Origin of the sequence: Lutispora saccharofermentans (genome assembly GCF_024363565.1) — a bacterium.
Taxonomy (GTDB): domain Bacteria; phylum Bacillota; class Clostridia; order Lutisporales; family Lutisporaceae; genus Lutispora; species Lutispora saccharofermentans.
Genome location: NZ_JAJEKE010000001.1, coordinates 367750 through 385911 on the forward strand (window position 1 = coordinate 367750; position 18162 = coordinate 385911).

General features: G+C 40.3%; 15 protein-coding genes and 2 pseudogenes. 2 read left to right on the forward strand and 15 right to left on the reverse strand.

Features of this window, described 5'->3' with window-relative positions:
• Positions 1-295: 295 nt before the first annotated feature.
• The 5 genes and pseudogenes from helD to LJD61_RS01845 all read right to left on the reverse strand — a co-directional run bounded on the left by helD (position 296) and on the right by LJD61_RS01845 (position 6379).
• Positions 296-2527, reverse strand: coding sequence for an RNA polymerase recycling motor HelD (gene helD, locus LJD61_RS01825; protein WP_255225777.1), 2232 nt, complete (start codon positions 2525-2527; stop codon positions 296-298).
• 298 nt (positions 2528-2825) lie between these two features.
• Positions 2826-3840: pseudogene (locus LJD61_RS01830) on the reverse strand (transposase).
• 137 nt (positions 3841-3977) lie between these two features.
• The gene (locus LJD61_RS01835) at positions 3978-4712 is read right to left on the reverse strand and encodes an ABC transporter permease (RefSeq protein ID WP_255225778.1); all 735 of its coding nucleotides are present in this window, start codon (positions 4710-4712) and stop codon (positions 3978-3980) included.
• A gap of 3 nt (positions 4713-4715) precedes the next feature.
• Positions 4716-5468, reverse strand: coding sequence for an ABC transporter permease (locus LJD61_RS01840; RefSeq protein WP_255225779.1), 753 nt, complete (start codon positions 5466-5468; stop codon positions 4716-4718).
• The gene (locus LJD61_RS01845; RefSeq protein ID WP_255225780.1) at positions 5465-6379 is read right to left on the reverse strand and encodes an ABC transporter ATP-binding protein; all 915 of its coding nucleotides are present in this window, start codon (positions 6377-6379) and stop codon (positions 5465-5467) included. Before LJD61_RS01845 ends, LJD61_RS01840 begins: the two co-directional genes overlap by 4 nt.
• A gap of 146 nt (positions 6380-6525) precedes the next feature.
• On the opposite strand from LJD61_RS01845, the gene LJD61_RS01850 reads away from it, so the two are divergent.
• Together LJD61_RS01850 and LJD61_RS01855 are read left to right on the forward strand one after the other, a co-directional pair.
• Positions 6526-7245, forward strand: a complete 720-nt coding sequence (locus tag LJD61_RS01850) for a response regulator transcription factor (protein ID WP_255225781.1) — start codon at positions 6526-6528, stop codon at positions 7243-7245.
• Entirely contained in the window at positions 7242-8612 is a 1371-nt protein-coding gene (locus tag LJD61_RS01855; RefSeq protein ID WP_255225782.1) for a sensor histidine kinase, read from the forward strand. The genes LJD61_RS01850 and LJD61_RS01855 overlap by 4 nt, the downstream gene beginning before the upstream one ends.
• A gap of 36 nt (positions 8613-8648) precedes the next feature.
• Here the strand turns inward: LJD61_RS01855 and LJD61_RS01860 are convergent, their stop codons facing one another.
• From LJD61_RS01860 to LJD61_RS01900, 10 genes and pseudogenes are all read right to left on the reverse strand, one after another.
• Positions 8649-8867, reverse strand: coding sequence for a hypothetical protein (locus LJD61_RS01860; protein WP_255225783.1), 219 nt, complete (start codon positions 8865-8867; stop codon positions 8649-8651).
• Positions 8864-9970: a GerAB/ArcD/ProY family transporter gene (locus LJD61_RS01865; RefSeq protein ID WP_255225784.1), complete on the reverse strand. Its 1107-nt coding sequence runs from the start codon at positions 9968-9970 to the stop codon at positions 8864-8866. The genes LJD61_RS01860 and LJD61_RS01865 overlap by 4 nt, the downstream gene beginning before the upstream one ends.
• Positions 9971-9984: 14 nt before the next feature.
• On the reverse strand, positions 9985-11157 hold the full coding sequence (locus LJD61_RS01870) for a Ger(x)C family spore germination protein (RefSeq protein ID WP_255225785.1): 1173 nt from the start codon (positions 11155-11157) through the stop codon (positions 9985-9987).
• A 38-nt stretch (positions 11158-11195) separates the two neighbouring features.
• Complete coding sequence (locus LJD61_RS01875; protein WP_255225786.1) at positions 11196-12794, reverse strand: spore germination protein; 1599 nt, start codon at positions 12792-12794, stop codon at positions 11196-11198.
• A 42-nt stretch (positions 12795-12836) separates the two neighbouring features.
• Positions 12837-13190, reverse strand: coding sequence for an FMN-binding protein (locus tag LJD61_RS01880; RefSeq protein ID WP_255225787.1), 354 nt, complete (start codon positions 13188-13190; stop codon positions 12837-12839).
• A 607-nt stretch (positions 13191-13797) separates the two neighbouring features.
• Positions 13798-15504 carry a hypothetical protein gene (locus LJD61_RS01885; RefSeq protein WP_255225788.1) on the reverse strand — a complete coding sequence of 569 codons (1707 nt, stop codon included), beginning with the start codon at positions 15502-15504 and terminating at the stop codon, positions 13798-13800.
• A 358-nt stretch (positions 15505-15862) separates the two neighbouring features.
• The gene (locus LJD61_RS01890) at positions 15863-16267 is read right to left on the reverse strand and encodes a hypothetical protein (RefSeq protein WP_255225789.1); all 405 of its coding nucleotides are present in this window, start codon (positions 16265-16267) and stop codon (positions 15863-15865) included.
• Between the two features lie 75 nt (positions 16268-16342).
• A pseudogene (locus LJD61_RS20855) lies at positions 16343-16615 on the reverse strand (YfjL-like protein); the annotation flags it as partial.
• A gap of 138 nt (positions 16616-16753) precedes the next feature.
• Positions 16754-17224: a UPF0158 family protein gene (locus LJD61_RS01895; protein ID WP_255225790.1), complete on the reverse strand. Its 471-nt coding sequence runs from the start codon at positions 17222-17224 to the stop codon at positions 16754-16756.
• A gap of 385 nt (positions 17225-17609) precedes the next feature.
• A complete protein-coding gene (locus tag LJD61_RS01900; protein WP_255225791.1) occupies positions 17610-18161 on the reverse strand; it encodes a hypothetical protein in 552 nt (183 codons plus the stop codon).
• Position 18162 lies beyond the last annotated feature (1 nt).

The window sequence follows — 18162 nt, forward strand, 5'->3', positions numbered from 1 at the left end:
CTTAGCAATTTTACTATATTATATTTCCATACAATTGTCAATGCTTTCCGCATCATCAGTTTTGACGGAGAACATAAGCAGAAATGAAATATGCATTTCCACCCGCTTTAAATGTCCGACATCAATACAACAACTTCTCGGGCTCTAAAATGATTGTTATATTTTATATCATACCGCTTTGTCCTGTCAGAAGCTTTGTGTTTAAGTTGCAGGTATGCTGGCAAATATATCCTTGCATTCATTATACCAATGGACGTAAGGTCAATGTCAATATGCATTTTGAGACTGATCTTGGTCACAGCTGCAATAAGGGTGTGCGCTTTCCGGAATAATATACACATAACACATGAAGAGCCCTGGTGCAGGCAGTATAAAAAAGCAGCCTTTCTTCCTCACAACAATAATTTTCATTTCCTGCATTATATATAAGCACCACATCAAATTCCAGACCTTTAGCAAGATAGGCAGGTATTATTACAGCGCCGTTCAAATATCCCTCATCATCGCTGATTATGACTTTCACTTGAACCTTATCCTTTAAGAATCTGTACACTTCATTTGCTTCCTTTTTAGTCCTTGTTATGATTCCAATAGATTTATAACCTTTCCCTTTATATATTTTTATATCCTCTAAAATTTTTTCTTTTATAGCCTCTTCCCGTGGAAAACCAAGGACTATAGGTTTATCTCCGTATCTTTCTACTGATTCATCAGTGCTTTCTTTATTTAGCAGCATTCTTGAGAATTTTGTAATCTCCATTGTGGATCTGTAGCTTTTCGTCAAGTTCATGAGGCAGGTATTATCCTGCGGGAATATATGTGATATATTCTGATAATCACCTACATTCATGAATGGGTTTATCGATTGATTGAGATCACCCAGCATGGTTATGCTGGCATGATTAAAAAGCTGGTAAAAAATTTCATATTGCAGCGGCGTATAGTCTTGAGCCTCATCAATGATAACATATTTGATCTCTGAAGTTTTCGGAAGATCTCCCAGAGCGCCCATGAGATACAGAAGGGGAGGCTGATCCTCATAATAAAGTTGCTGGGCCTTTAAATTTTCTAGGGTATAGCTTTTGATTTCATCTATTTCCTTCTCAGCGTCTGAGCTTTCGCAAAAAAGCTCAAGATTCTCAATCAGCTTTTTATAGATATCCACTAAATCAAACTTTGTTATTCTGTCGATTTCAGAGTATATATCCTTCATTTCACCCTTTACAATAACTCTGCTTTTTTTGACAATTTCTGCTTTATTTATATAAGACTCTGAATCATCAAGCTCGTCCATCACTTCCTTTATCCTTTCTTTTTCGTAAGGCTCCAATAAGAATAAGACTCTTTCTCTCAGCTTTTGAAGTCTCCTTTTCAGAGGAAGCTGAAAATAATCTTTATAGTACAGCTCGTGCAAATCCATATATGAAATTATCAACTTATCTCTGAAAGTTATATCATTAAAATTTCTGTCTACTTTTCCAACATAGCTTACATATTTCTTTAATACATCTGTAAATTCCATGGAAGACTTATATTTTATATTCCTGATCCTCTTCTGATAGGCCGGTTTATCCTTGGACGCCAAAATATATTCCATCATATCGCAATAATCTTCTTTCTTTAATTCACCGCCCAATGTATTATGCATATATTCCTTAAAGGTTGTCTGGAGCATATTATCTTCTCCCAGCAGAGGCAGCACATCAGATATATAATCATTAAAAATTTGATTGGGTGAGAATATTATTATATTCTGAGGCCCAATATTCTCACGGTGCTTATAAAGCAGATAGGCTATTCTGTGAAGAGCAATAGATGTTTTCCCGCTGCCGGCAGGTCCTTGTACAATTAAATTCTTATATTCTTCATTGCGTATTACCTTATTCTGTTCTCTTTGAATAGTCGTTATTATGGTTTTCATCTTATTATCGACACTTTTACTCAAGATTTCCTGAAGTATTTCATCATCTATCTTCAGATTGCTGTCAAACATGTATTCTATCTTACCGTTATTTATTTTGTACTGCCGCTTCAGCGTAACTTTACCACGAATAATTCCTTCAGGGCATTTATAACTGGCTTCCCCAATTTCATAATCATAAAACATACTGGAAACCGGCGCTCGCCAGTCATATACCAGAATATCATATCTGTCGTTTATCAGATTTGCTATCCCAATATAATACTTTTCAGCATTCTCATCTCCATTTTCAATAAAATCTATTCTTCCAAAGTAGGGTGATAAAATCATTTTTTTGTATTTTTCCTGAAGCTTTTTAGTAAATTCGTGACTCCTCTTTTGCATTTTCAGCACATCGATGAATGCCAAAAAGTCTACAATCTGGTCCAGTTCATTTGCAATGGAAACAGAACCCATTTCTTGCCATAGCTCCCTTTGAGTATCTATGGCTTCCTTTTTAAGCTTTTTATTGAAGTCTCGCTTTTCACTAAGCTGTTTGCGGGCTTCTTTCAGCACATTTTCCAACCACTCGTTTTCCTGTTTCCATTCAAAATCGCTAATGCTCATGACATATCCTCCTATAATATTTAGCTAAAAATTTTTTCTAACTATATTGACATTGCCTTTACGTTGTTGTATACTTAAAATAGGGGTATTGTAAATTGTGTTTCAATAATTAGAAATCAGATTTAGTTTACCACCCTTTGATTTATTATGTCAATAGTGAAGAGAGTCATAATTTTATATTTTACTTGTAACAAAGCCTGTGATGCTTCTATCACAGGCCTTTGCTATTGATAACCTTATTTAATTCTGTTAGTTCTTTTTGCTATATAATTAGTCCTGTGCAGTAAAAAGGAAAATTTTAAGCAACAAGCCCTAACTTGGTAATCATTGAGCTTAGACTTAGCCCTTTAGCTGCACAAGAATATGAAGCTTTAACAATTTCAACCATGTATTGTTGACGGAAATACCCTATTGTATCTCCTATGGTCTTTAAACCTAAGACTTTACTTTTGGATGTTCTAAAAAGTTCCAAGAATGTATAGGTCATAAACACCATGCTCCAGTACCTTTTAATAAATGTTAAGGACTGAACTTGATATTGGTCAAAGCCAAGTGAGTTCTTATGATATCTGTAACTAACCTCTATATCCCAGCGGTTTTGATAGTATTTTAAGATAACTGGGCAGGTTTCATTCTTACGTATATAGGTTGAAAACTCTTTGACACTTGGTTTAAGGCCGAAAGGATAAATTACACGATTGGATTTAATTCTTCCAATTGTATGATATCCTCTTTTGAGCGCATGAAGCATCAGCTTTCCTGAGGTATACCAAGCATCTACCAGCAAATAATTTGTTTTGGTAGCTGGAGTGAACTCGTCAACTAATTGCATGGCAAGCTCATGTTTGTTTTTAAAATGTCTTTTGGCTTTTGAGCCATAAAACTGCTTCCTGAGATAAAGCTTGAAATTAAGTGGCAGCGAATAATCAGCGTTTTCCCATCGCTGTGAGAATGATGATAAGCAAGGCCTTCAATCTTTTTTGTAGAATTATCCTTTTTACTCAAAGAGTCATCTACAATTAGGAAACCAATGTTGTATTCATCAACATTCTCGCGGACAGTATGGATATCCTTTTGTAGTCTACATACTCATTATTCCATTTGTATTCGCTCAAAAATCTTGAACCTGTGCTTCTATCTCTATTAGAAGTAAGTCTTCTGTAGATGGCAGAGATAGTTTTATTACCCTCTGCAGTGATTATGCCTGAGACCATATTTATGATATGGTTATTCAAAGCAGCAGAATAAGGCAATTGTAGCACATTTATATAGTTCCTGATGTTCTGATTTTGTTCTATTATTATCTCAGGCATAAGTTTCGACCTCCGTGATTTGTTTATTGTTTTGGACAACTCTAAACTACCACAAATGGTCAACTTATGCCTTTGTTTTACCATAGTTTTGGTAATACAATATTTGACTTTTTAATGCACAACACTAATTTATTAAATTAACCCGCAACCACACCCCGTTTTTTCAGCCATACGGCTGCAAGCATAATACAGACAGCCAGATAGAAGAGGCTGTTCAGGACAAACTGTTCCGTACTGCACTGCATGGGACCTCCAGGATGATTGGCGCGCATGCCCAGGCATAAAAGAGAATAGGGAAACCATACACCATAACCCTTGGCCATCGCCGCCAGACCTGCTACCCCGCCAATCAGCGCAATTCCAACCGGTACGGCGAAACTCCGTATCACAAACGATATGCAAAGCTGGAGAGCGCAGATTACAATCCCGCCGGCAGCGCCGCACAAAAGCCATTCGGGAAGCTCCGGCGGAATAGGAGAGATAAGCCCGCAAAGCTTACCGGAAATCACAAACAGTACGCCAATCCAAATCTGTGTCAGAAGCACCATAACGGAAGCCATAATAAGCTTCGAAAAATAGAAATACGAAACCGGTACGGGCGCCGTCATAACAACGTTCCAGTTGTGGTTCATATGTTCCAGTCGGCACATATAGGAACAGTAAACACCTATAATAGCCGGTAGAAAAAAATAACAGGTGAAGATGGTGTGCTGTGTCCACAGGCTGTACCATTCATCTTGGAGGATACCGGCATTCTGCAGATAATTAAAGGTACCCATAACGGCGGGCAAAATGGGAAGAATTAAAAAAGCAAGCCAGACCGGGCTGTGGTGAAGCTTCATTTTTTCGGCCTGAAGCGTTCTGAAAAACATATTTCACATCTCCTTTCGAATAAAAAGTGTGCGGCCAATGATATAGATTATAAAGAACATAACGGATAGGGTAATAAAACCGGTCCAGTCAACCGGCACATAGTAAAAATCCGTGATGCGTGTCGTCCTGTCCCAGTCCATGCCTACAAACATCAGCACGCCGTAATATCCCCAAAGTAGAAGCCTTTCAAGGCTTTGCGGAAAATACATAATAAAGAGTCCGGCAAAGCTCCCGATAATGCCAACTGTAAGAGGAACCATCTGGTTCTTAAACAGAAGCGACAGAACCTGCTGCAGCAAAAGAATGGTCAGATTTACGACTGTTGTAAAGAGCAGGTAATATAATAATTTATCGGACGGCGGGTTTCCATCAAATCCGGTTGCATAGCCCACAGCAACAATGACAACAAGCTGTAAAATAACCGCAGCAAGCATATACAAAGCACCGCAAAAAAATTTTGCGGCAAACAAACGCTGGGCGGGCATCACGGTATTTATAATCTTAAACATCTGCCCCTTATGCTCAATATCGCAGAGACGCGATGCCACCACTGCCGCAATGATCGGCATCATAATGGAATTAAGCAGTGGAAACTGGTATAGAAAATACATCCAACCCTGGGAAAGGTCATGCGCGTCCATTCTTTGAACACCCCATAAAGACCACAGTATCTGCACGAAAACCAGGGCGGCAACAATTGCCCATACCCTTCTGCGGCGGATTTTCCGGAATTCCATAGCAATCGCCTTTATCATAAGCTCACCCCCGTTCCGGTCAGCTCAAGGAAGATATCCTCAAGGCTCTTGTGCCGTTCCTCTATGCGCACCACACCTATGTTTCTTTCAAAAAGCCGGTAAATATAGCCGGCAAGCTCGTTATCGGGAAGCCTATGCAGCAAAAGGTAATCCTCCTGTACCCGGCAGGAAATGCCCTGCCCGCCGAGTATTCTGGCCGCCGCCTCGTTATTCAGAGTCCGGACAGCAATGCTGTGCCTGCTCCTTTCATGAAGCGTTGGCAAAGTATCTTGAAAAACAAGCCCGCCGTTGCTGATGATTCCGACATTGTCGGCTATCTGGTCAATCTCGCTTAACAGATGGCTTGACACCATCACCGTTATACCGAATTGTTTCGGCAGTGAGCAAATCAGCTCGCGCATCTCCTGGATACCCGCCGGATCAAGGCCGTTTGTCGGCTCGTCGAGAATTAAAAGCTTCGGATTGCCCAGCAGCGCACAGGCCAGCCCAAGGCGCTGCTTCATGCCCATCGAATACTGCCCTACCTTTTTCTCCTTCTGATTTTCAAGCCGGACAATTTGAAGTACCCTGTCAATATCCTTTTCCGACACACCTTTGAGCGCACAGAGAATCTGCAGATTTTCCACACCAGTCAGGTGGCCGTAATAGCTGGGCGATTCAATCAGGGATCCGACATTCTTCAGGATAGCGAGCCTGTTTTTGCTGTTAACCGGCTTGCCGAACACGGTGATGGTTCCGGCTGTGGGCCTTGCAAGGCTCAATATCATTTTCATTGTGGTAGTCTTGCCCGCGCCGTTGGGCCCGAGAAAGCCGTAGACAACACCTTCCGGCACCTTAAGATCCAGATCCTTCACTCGTAAAACCTTCCCGTACTGCTTGCATAGACCGGTTGTTGTGATAATATCAGACATTCTGATGCCCCCCTTTATGTTAGACTGGAAATATCATAACAGAGCCTCCTTACATGAGCCTGTACTTAACCTTACATTTACCTTAAACTTGAGGGAAAGCATTCAACTTGTCCCATATTTGCGCTATAATGATCGTGGTGATAACAATGAACGATATTTTTGACTGCAAACTGCTGATGGTGGATGACGAGCCGGAGCTGCGCAGGATGGTAAGTGAAATACTGAGGCGGGAAGGCTTTATGAAAGTTATTTCCGCCGCAGGCTGCAAAGAGGCACGGCAGCTCTTTGCGTCGGAGAAGCCGGATGGCGTGATTCTGGATGTCTCCCTGCCGGACGGGGACGGTTTTTCACTGATGCGCGAATTCCGCACCATGTCAGCTGTTCCGGTATTGTTTCTTTCCGCACGCGACGAGGATGAAAACCGCCTGCTCGGCCTGGGACTTGGCGCGGACGATTATATTACAAAACCGTTTTTACCCCGCGAACTGACTCTGAGACTCCGCGCGGTACTGAGCCGCGCCTATTTCCCGGTCATTCTCAGGCGAACGGAAAAGCCGGTCTTCCACCTAGGTGAAACGGAAATAGATTTAAACAGCGGAATGGTATCAGCAAAAGCTGGCCTGTTTACACTTACCGCGAAGGAATTTACTTTGCTTGAGAAGCTATATGAGAACCGGGGAAAAATTGTAACCGGTGACAGCTTATGCCGCGCAGCGTGGGGAGATGACCTCTATGGTTATGAAAATACATTGATGGTGCATATCCGCCGCCTGCGGGAGAAAATCGAACCTGAGCCCTCGGCTCCGCATTATCTAATCACTGTGCGCGGCCTCGGCTATAAGCTGACGGGGGTAGAAGACAAATGAAAAGCATGATGAAAATCCTGACCCGCTATGTCCTTTCCGCAACCGGGGTCACACTTATTTTGCTTGTCATCAATTTTGCTGCGCTGGCAGCATGGACGGTTCAGGCGGGTAAAATAGCACAGAAGGACTACAGCGTTTCACAGCTTGCTGATAGCCTGACCAAGTCTGACAGCGTTTACACACTTTCCGAATCCCTAAAAAATAAGATTAAAAAGCAAAATCAATGGGCGATGCTGCTAAGCGATGACGGCAATGTGAGCTGGAGCGAGAATCTGCCAAGCGATGTACCGCTGAAGTACTCTGTTTCGGATGTGGCCGGTTTTACCCGCTGGTATCTGAATGGCTATCCGGTCTATGTATGGCGGCATCCGGACGGTCTTTTTGTACTTGGCAACAAAAAGGGCAGTGTATGGAAGCATGATATTGAAATGCCGCAAAAGGTAATGGATAATACACTCGTGTGGGTTCCCGCCGTTCTGATATTAAACGGCGCTGCAGCAATACTGCTTGCGCTGCTTTTCGGCATGCGATTGTTTCGCTCTTTGAAGCCTCTGGCAAGGGGTATTGAGGACATGGCCGAAAAGCGTACTGTGGAACTCTCCACCAATGGCCTTCTTGGAGACCTTGCAGCCGGGATCAATAAAACTTCCGCTCAGCTGGCAAAACAGGAAGCCGCTCTGAATAAGCGGGACAACGCACGCACAACATGGATTGCCGGTGTGTCCCACGATATCCGTACCCCGCTTTCTCTAATTATGGGTTATGCAAGCCAGCTTGAGAACGACCCCGAGCTGCCACAGTCCAAACGGGAGCAGGCCGGTATCATCCGCAGGCAGAGCCAACGTATCAAAACGCTGATAAACGACTTAAACCTGGCTTCCAAACTTGAATACGACATGCAGCCGCTCCGGCAGGATTCCGTTGCACTGGCTCCGCTTTTGCGCATCATCGCAGCCGATTTTTTAAACAGCGGACTTTCCGGCAGTTATTCCATCAATGTGGCGATGGACGAAAGTGTTCAAAATGTTTTAGTCACTGGCGATGAGGAACTACTAAGGCGGGCAGTCTCAAATTTGATTACCAACAGCATTCGGCACAACCCAAAGGGCTGCGATATTAAAGTCACTCCGGAAAAAGGCTTCGGCAATTGTTCTCTTTCCGTTTCCGACAACGGCGTTGGTTTCACGCATGAGATGCTTAACAATCTGAATTATCCGAAAAGCTCTGTTGAGCTGAAAAACCACGGTCTCGGCCTTACCATAGTCCGGCAGATCATCAAGGCACACGGGGGAACCACAGAATTTCGCAATCTGCCGGAAGGCGGCTGCACAATTGTGCTTTGCCTGCCTGTAAGCAATAAAGATTAATTACATCATAAGCGAGGCTTTTGGCAATTGCCGGCACTATTTATAACTCAAATGCAATATATCCCTGAGTAAATAGGCTAAACCTCTGGATATAGTCGGAAGCTTGACACCCAGCGTTTGGAGCAGGCTCAATATAAAGCCGGACAATAGCAAAACTGAAAAAGCCGCAAGCTCACGCCAGTATTTTTGCCTGATAAGATTGGGGACATCAAACAATATTGCTCCTATAAAAGCCGCTATCAGCAGAAATATCATCTCATATCTTCTCCTTGCTTTTGGGGTAGTTTACGCATTTTAGCTATAATTAATGAAAGCACCGGAATTATAAGTTGAAAAGGAATTGCATATATAATCCAGATATTTGGTGCGATATCGACCTGGTCTATTGCCGAGCTGAAAAATTGCATTGCAACACTGATTGCAAGGATCCCAACAGGAACCACAATCGGGACATACGATTTTAAACCCAGTGTTTGAGCGATACCCAGGACAATTGAATAATAGTAAACTGAGACTTTCATAAAAACCGTAAGCAGCACTCCAATTGCAATAACTATATCCAGCCTGGTTAAAACATTTGCTATATCTATCTGGCGGACTGCTCCAAAAGGAGGAGAGGTTGCTATATATGCCAGCGGCCCAAGCACGGTTATGTCACGGATTACGGTTATTAATAACTGGGTTGAGCCGAGAGTTAATCCTAATAATACAGATCTCTTTACCTGCTTTATATTGTTTGTATATGGAATTATCATCAGAAATACCACAACCTCGCAAAGCGGAATAGCCGCTATAACATGGGTACCCTGTAATAAATCCATAAAGGGGGTTTCAAAAACAGGCAGCAGATTTGCAAATTTCATATCTTTAATCAGCAAGACAGTTACGGCTACAACTAATGCTGCCGTAATAATAACAAATAAAAAACTGCACCTGGCAATCACTTCTATGCCGTTCCGAACTGCCCAGGCACATACAAAAACAAACATTATAAGAATCGGAACCATAGGAGTTTCAGGCATTAAATAATTAAGCCAGAAATTTCCGAAAAAGTACAGGTTTTGGACCATTATAAAGAAAAAGAATAAAATATAAGCCGCAGAAAACACCTTGCCCAAATATGGGCCATAAATGCAATCAAATATCTCCAATAAATTTTTATCAGAGAATTTTTGCGCCAGTGCGATATAAAACAATATAATAATAAAACCTATGATATAGCCGGTTATTATGCAAATCCATGTATCCCGTTTGCTAATATTATATATAAAAGCTATCGCCAAATTAGCGCCCTGTATAAAACACAATACTGTCAACATTAATTGCGAACTTGATATTATGCCTTTTTCTATCTTCATAAGCAAAACAGCTCCTATTCAGGTACAGCTGGCCTGTTTATTCTGCCGGTGAGATTCAGGTTTGATTGCACATTCACTTCCACTTCTAAATCAGGAAAGAGTTCATCCCATCTGCTTTCCATGTTTTTCCATTGGTTGGGGTATTTTTGGTGAATTGACTCACCAAATCCAAAAATATCTGTATTCAGCTCTTTAGCCTTTTTTAATGCTGACATCACTTCATTCTTTATAGCAGCATCTTGTTCCTTATTCAGCAATTCAAACATCGGTGGCGTCGCCAAATTGGTTTTACAGGATTGTTCGCCTAAGTTGCCTTCTTCCTTAATATCCACTTTAATTTTTATTTTGTTTCCCTCAATTTGAGGAGTGATTTTACTGCTTGCACGTATTATTTCAAGGCTCACTTTACCATCCCCATTTGGGCAATCAACCACAATTATACCGCTCTTTATCTTATTTATTACCCATAAAAGCCCGCGTGTTTCTGTTTTGTCCAGCTCACCTGCCAGCTTATCAGTTTTGAATACAGCTGTGCCGGATACACTGATTGCTTTTTTCCCCCGGTCATCTACGATTTCCGCAAACGGAGCTATGGGAGCAGTTGTTTTGCTTATCATCCTGGTAGCAAAATCTTTAAACTTCACAACAGCTGTTTGTGACGTCGCAGCCTGGGCCTCAAGCAATTTAGAAATATTATTAGCCGGAATCCTTTCCAATTCTGACTTGATATCTAATATTTCATCTGGTTTGTTCTTTGAAACTAAAATGTAAAAACCGATACGTACCTCCGGGTCGCGTATAAAAAAGTCAATGTATTTTTGCACACCTTCTTCTGCTATGCTTCGGCTGATTATCACAATATAATTATGAGGAAAGAATAGCTTACGGCTGGATTCGTGGGTAGCTCCTCTTAGTGTGTCAAATACAGTAATTCCGGAATTTTTAATATTCCAGTACGCTTTTTCATCACTTTCGCTCTGGCCCGCGTTTTTTGCGGTCTTAATTTTCCCGGGCTTGGCAATTTGAGTTGTAATCTGCACTTCATCTTTATTATTCTCTTTATCAATACCTATACCCATAACAATTCCCAGTTCATCCAGCTCCCGACGGTTCCAGCAGCCCGTCAAGCTTAAAACCAGTATAAAACATATGAGTTTTTTTAATAATGCATACACATGTTTACCCATATGATTCCTCCATCAAGTCAGCACATCCGAACTTAACTCTATTTTTTCCCTTCATCTTCAATGTCCGGGTACAGCCTGAACTCCAGCCGCTCAGGGTCCTGCCAGTTTATGGACCTGGGCTTGGTAAATTTTCCCCATATCGGCGCTCTTATTAAAGTATCTTTTAAGTCCCGCACAACGAGGGGAGCAATAGGCGCTAAATATGGTACTCCAAAAGACCTCAAAGATGCCAGATGGACATAAACTCCCAATAAGCCGATACCGATCCCGAACCCTCCCATGGCACCTGCAAGTATAAGAAGAATAAAACGCAGTATAACACCGGAATCTGTCTGGGCCGGTATGACAAAGCTTGACACTGCGGTTATTGCTACCACAATAACCATAGGCGCCCCAATAATGCCTGCCGATACTGCCGATTCTCCGATCACCAGGGCGCCTACAATGCTTATTGCCTGGCCTACCGGGCGCGGGAGCCTAACACCGGCTTCTCTTAGTATTTCAAATGTCACAATCATTATACCCGCTTCTATAACTGCCGGAAACGGCACACCCTCATGAGCCGCTGCCATGGTTAAGAGCAAAGGAGTCGGAATCAGCTCCTGATGGAAAGTTGTCAAAGCAACATATATTGCCGGAGCTAATATACTTATTAAATAGGATAAAAACCTGAGCATCCTGATAAGGCTTGCTAAATAGGGCCGTGAATAGTAATCCTCCGCACTTTGGAAATTTTCTATAAAAACCATTGGAACAGTAAGCACAAACGGAGTACCATCAACCATTATAGCTGCCCTTCCTTCCAAAATTTTTGCTGCGACAATATCGGGCTTTTCACTGTTGGCAATAGTAGGGAAAATTGAAAAAGGGGCATCTTCGATAAACTGTTCAATATACCCTGATTCCAAAATCGAGTCCGTATTAATCCTTTTTAAACGGCGTATGATTTCTTCTATAAGGCGGGCATTAGCCGTACCTTTTAAATATGCTATGCACACGTTAGTTTTTGTGTTTTTTCCGATTACTATGGTTTTTAGAGCCAGGTTAGGATTTTTAATTTTACGGCGCAATAATGCTGTGTTGGTACGCAGGGTCTCAGAAAAGCCTTCACGAGGGCCACGGACAACGGCTTCTGTTTTGGGTTCCTCTACACCCCGGGACTTCCAGCCACTTGAATTAACTATCAGTACCTCCCTTGAACCGTCTACAATAAGAATCGTATAACCCGATAAGCAGCTTTCAACAGCTTTATCAACAATAGAAACCCGTTCGACATCCCCGGCGGCAACCATGCATTTTCGTATGGAGTCAATATTATCAATATCCGGTATCTCTTCAGAGCCGGCAAAACGGCTGCCATACATTAACGGCATTATTATGTTTTCATTAATTATAGTCTTATTTGTCAAGCCTTCTATGAAGACAACAGCGCCATTCTTTTTCATACTGTTTCCAAAGGCAAATTCACGTATAACAATATCATCGCTTTGCCCTAAAATATTCTTCAGAATATCAATGTTTTCCTTGAGGTTTAAAGAAAAAACTGCCTTAGCATCTTCCTCATCATTGCTGTCATCATATAAGCTATTACTCATTATGTTCCAAAACCGGAACTTTTTTTGTATGAATTTAAGCATAATTATCTCCTGCTTATAAATCATTTCCCATATATTTTTACCTTAATTAAAGATATTATGTATATTGATATCCCTTATATAGCAACGTGTTTCTCCATGAAAAAGGGGGACAGTTCTTACCGATATGTGGGAACCTTTTTTATGGCCATCAAAGAGCCATCTGTTCGTAGGCTTTATTACTTTGGGCGAGCCGAACCGCTCTCCTTCAATGGTGCCCTCTTTCCATTTACCATAGACTTCCCCATAATACGTTCCTGGAGTCATGTTTTGCTCAACGCTGGCAATTTTATCTGTGAGCTTTTTACCGCTTTCCGCCAGTGCTTTTTTTGCTGCCTCTATTATAGCTTTACTTGTATGGGTAGCACCAGACACCACATCCACATCTGCCGAGTTCACTCATCAATTCATTAAATAGATCCGACCGCTGCCTATTTATTGGGGGGGAGGAATCTGTATCTATTTATATCATAAGATTGCCGATTTGTATATATTTACCTGGATTTCTTTAGGTTTTTCGATTATTTATAAAGAAAACAATGGGGACGAAAAGATTTAATTCCCATAGACGTTTCAATCGACCGCAGTTGAGTACAAAAAGAATTATGCGACATTGGCCTTGTGAAAATTATTCTTCTCAAGTGTTTTTTTATTGCCAATCTCGCATAATTCCCTACTCGTTCCGCTAAAATGTGCACACCCCAATAAAAAATGCACCCTTCTGCACACCCCGGTACATTTTTAACACATAATGGTTATTATGCTACTAAAATTTAGCATACTCAACCTTTGAATTTTACCTCAAAAAACAACGCAAGCCCTTGAAATCAAGAACTTTGCATTGTATTAAAATTTGAATTCTTATTTGGAAAGTTAGGTAAAAAAAGATGCCATCAGAGCACCCCCATACTGTCTTACTGATTTTTCAATTCTAAATGCTTTCGCATATTCCATAAGACGCGACAACCACCGCGGATCTACTTGATATAATTAAAAGTGCATCCTTTCATTTCTCATTTAGCATTTCAAATTCTGCTCTAAATGCGCTTTTCCGGGAATACATTTTTTTATAATATTCTATTGCAGTCATTCTTCCATACGGCTTCCCATTTGACTCCAATGCTTCACCTAATGCTGCTATCAGTACAGCCGCCTTATAATAGCTTTTCCGATGACCTCCTCCTACAACGGCCTCTGTCCTTTTATCTACTTCTTTTTCCAGCCATTTAGCATACTTCTCATACTGTTCATTCGTTAAAATTACTTTTTCCTTCCAACTAAAAAAACTGTCCGTAAAGCTCTTAATATCGTCTTCTTTGAATCCCAACCTGTATTCTATCCCATCTATCAACCGCTGTCCGGCTTTTGTAAGCCTCCTATTTTGATTCAACAGCAAAATAAAAAGCGGAATAGCAATCCCTTTAAACTGGCTGCTCCAGCCCAATTCAGTTTTATCCTTTTTACAATCTTCAAAAATGTAATCAAACTCACCACTAAAAAATCGGATGACTTTTTTATGTTCCTTTGAGAGATAATTCACCAGTAGCTGTTTATTATTATTCCCTTCCCACACAGAATTTTCCGGTAGTGCATTTGCATGCTTTGCCGCTCTGTCTGTTATGTCTTTATAATCCGGAAGCTCAAATAACCGTAAATAGTGGTTTAGCGTTGATTCGGAATAAAAAGCTGCCTCATAGCATTCTTTAATTATATTAGCATGTCCCAACTGTTTAGCAGCCTTCGCTGTTAAATCCGCAATTTTCCCCCGGATAACCAGCTTTTCAGGCAATATTCCAATAGATTCCAGCCCTAGCTTTTCACATTCAATCTCATTTTTTTCATTCAGCAGCTGCTGACAAGCATATTCATATAAAACCGGATGCTTTGCCGATACTTCTCTGGCTGTTTCAGATAAACGGCCTACACCCCCTTGATATATACATGCATCCGACAGCAAGTCTCCCGCCATGTCTCCTTTTGTATCTTTCAGGAAAGAAATCCACTCCTCCATAAATACATCTATCCCTTTAAGCTCTTCCGGGCCTACTGTAAACATCTCTTCTACTTTTATGCCCTTACACATGCCCCATGAAAAATACCGGTATAGTTCGACTGCCCTTTCCTCACCTTCAGCAACCTGATATTTTGCATATATCAGATTCAAGGCAATCTGCTTTAAATCCAGACTCACCAGCTTTTCTTCTACAAGCCCCTCCAGTTCCAGTTCACTCCACTCTCCTGCATCGCTGTCCAATACCGGGAACGGCATGCTGCAGAGCCAATCATATAATTCCGAGGACTGCTGGTAGTCCTTTTGAAACAACAAATCTTCAGCTGCCTGAAATGCTCTTGAAAGCTCTTTTCCTATTCCAAAAACATCAGAATACTCATACGAATAATCACTATCCCAATAGCTTTCTCCATATTCTTCATAACCGCTGCACTCAAAATAAATTTCCTGTTCTTCTATTTTTCTGCACCAGTCCTCTATCTCCTTTTTTGCAAAAGCAACTGGACAATAAGTTTGCTTTTCCTGTAAGGAGTTTAAAAATGCAATTCTTTCATTCTCTTTTGTAGTCCTGGCCATATTATGTATCCATTGGTTTTTTTCCGTTTGAGACATAATTGCTAGTTTCTCATCGACCGCTTTCAAAAATTCATTATAATTCACTGCTTTTCTAATCACTCCTTCTTTTTCTTTTCCTGAATCCATATTCTTTTTTTAATCTTTCGAGCATTTCAAACACAACCGGGCAAATGCTTGCTGAAGTAAGAATGCTTAATAAGCTAAACAATCTTTCAGGCCTGTTTGTAAACGGATAATCCCTGCAGCTTTTAGGTCTGCAAGCTTCAATTTCACATCCTCCATCTTCTTTAAGAAAACAGCAAGGCTTCACATTGCGCTAATAACCGCCTCACATAGGAAAAAGAGAACGGTAGAAAATTTATTCAAGCCCACTCCAACTCTTCAGAATTTGGTCTTCTCACATAAGGACTTAAATCACTCATCCGTGCATTGAAAAGACTCAAACGAGTCGAGTTTTTCAACACGCTGAGGCAGCAGACTGCAATTACTGTTTATCATTTTTATTTGTAACCAATTGATGTTTTCTTATAACAGATATAAGGCTTTCTTGATTATCGGTTATATTCTTTGCGGGAAAATTCTCTAAATATAGATTGTTACCGCTGCCTGGCTTACTCTCCTCCGGCACAGGTTCCTCCAGCCGAAGAGTGTATTGGTCTATTGTAATATCCTTACTCAGCATAAGCCGATGGAGTTCTAGGAGTAATGCAGCCATCTGCTCTTCATTCCGGACGTCACTTAAAATATTCACAGTCAAAGACAACTGAAGCGGTATATTGTTCAGGTTTAATGGCACATCCGGAGTAAGCTGTTGAGTATCGCCAATTAAATCGCCGATGATTAATGTCGTTTCATCAGAATATTCTTTTTCAATGATATCTGTCACCATATCGTTAAAATCTTTACTTAGCCGTCGATAGGTTGTAAAGTGATTCGCAACTTCATATTCATAGTCATCGCTGACTCTACCGTGGCTATACCAGATATAAAATTTTGTATCCTCGCTTTTTTTTGATTGTGCATGACAACCATATGCACTGTTTTTAAAATTGTATTTAACTTTTGATAACTCTAAATTTAGCGTAGGGTAGGTAACGGCAGCATAATCTCGTATTTTGTGGGATGCGATAAATGCGGAAACAGGGTTCCCAGTAAATGAATTAACAAAATAGAATACAAATCCTAGAAAGAACAGTATAACTATTGTGACAATTATATGTCTAATATTTATCTTAATATTCCCGCCTCCTACATCCGCTCGGAAAACCTACAACACAAATACTTACAAAGCCCAAGTAATGATACCATAACGGACTGATTCAAAAACAATAATCGAATCGTAATTATTATGTGCTGCATATACACTGCTGCACTTTTACTTAATGTAATCGATATTATTATGCTGACACCAGTCAATTGCTATTTCCTTAAGTGCTTTTTCATAAAAACTATACCAGTCTTGCTCTATCCCATACCTATATAATGTATCTTTAAATCGTCTGAATGCTCCCCTGCCTCTGATTGCTGTGAATAAAGCATCAGAAATCCTGTCATTCTCAATAGAACTGCAGAATCTCTCCATAATGGAGTATTCATTAATCTCCCATTTGTCCGGAAGTTCAACATACTTGTTCCAATTTAGGATAATATCTAAGGCATCTCTTATTGCCTCCCTCTGCCAATCAGGGTATTGTAAAAAGTCATCAGCCTCTTCCGACTCTTCCGCAATTGATAAATTCTCAGTGCTGGCAGTAACAATCTCACAAGTTTCCTTATTCAAATACATTTTGTATTCATCGAACTGCATCTGCATTTCATCAACCAAATCTTTTATCTTGATCGGCATACATTAATCTCCCATCTCTGTAAATGATTCAATTTTTCATATAATTCAAAAGTGTTTGTTTTCTAAATTATACCATAATATTAAAGTCTTATTCATAATATATCGGATAAATATTAAAGCACCGCATTCATTTTGAATACAGTGCTCTTCTATGTAAATCAATATTATCTTTGGCGGAGATAAGCGGGATCGAACCGCTGACCTCTTGAATGCCATTCAAGCGCTCTCCCAGCTGCGCAACTTATGCATCCTCAAAGTAAGTCCTGATAGTTTTGAGCACTTAAGAGAATACGCATAATGACAACCTTTTCCAGTTCATTGAATAAAAAAAGTAACGTACTGATCAACTATCAACTTACGATATCTCTTGTTTTTGTTTATTAGGTTATTCTTTTACAAGACACTTTCTTAAATACTCAATAAAATTTTTAAATGCTTCATCCATGACATAAGAGTTTTCTACTTCATATACACTATCTAAAATATCTGATACATGGTCTTTTATACTCGAAAAATCATTAACATTGAAACCTAATATGCTTTTTTGTATTTCTTCATTACTATTTAAGACTATTGAAAGTACTTCTAAACATTCATCAGTGGTTCTGCCGATTAATTTTCGAAAATCATCACTTGCTTTTCTAGTAGTTTCATAGCATTTTGTCAGTAATTTGTCAGGTTCATTTATATCCATTGTGAAGCTTAACCATGTTGATGTATCATAATACTCAATGCTTTCATCAAGTCTCTCCAGTAAATTTTCCAATATCCCATCATATTCAAGATAGTCTAGTAACGCACATACTTTTATTTTCAACAATGAATTAAGATCCTCTTTACTATTAATGTCATATGGTTTTGTCCTATGGTTTAAGCCAGAATGTTTGTTGAGTAACTCAATTTTCTTTACAATTTCTCGATCAAATAGATTTTTCAAA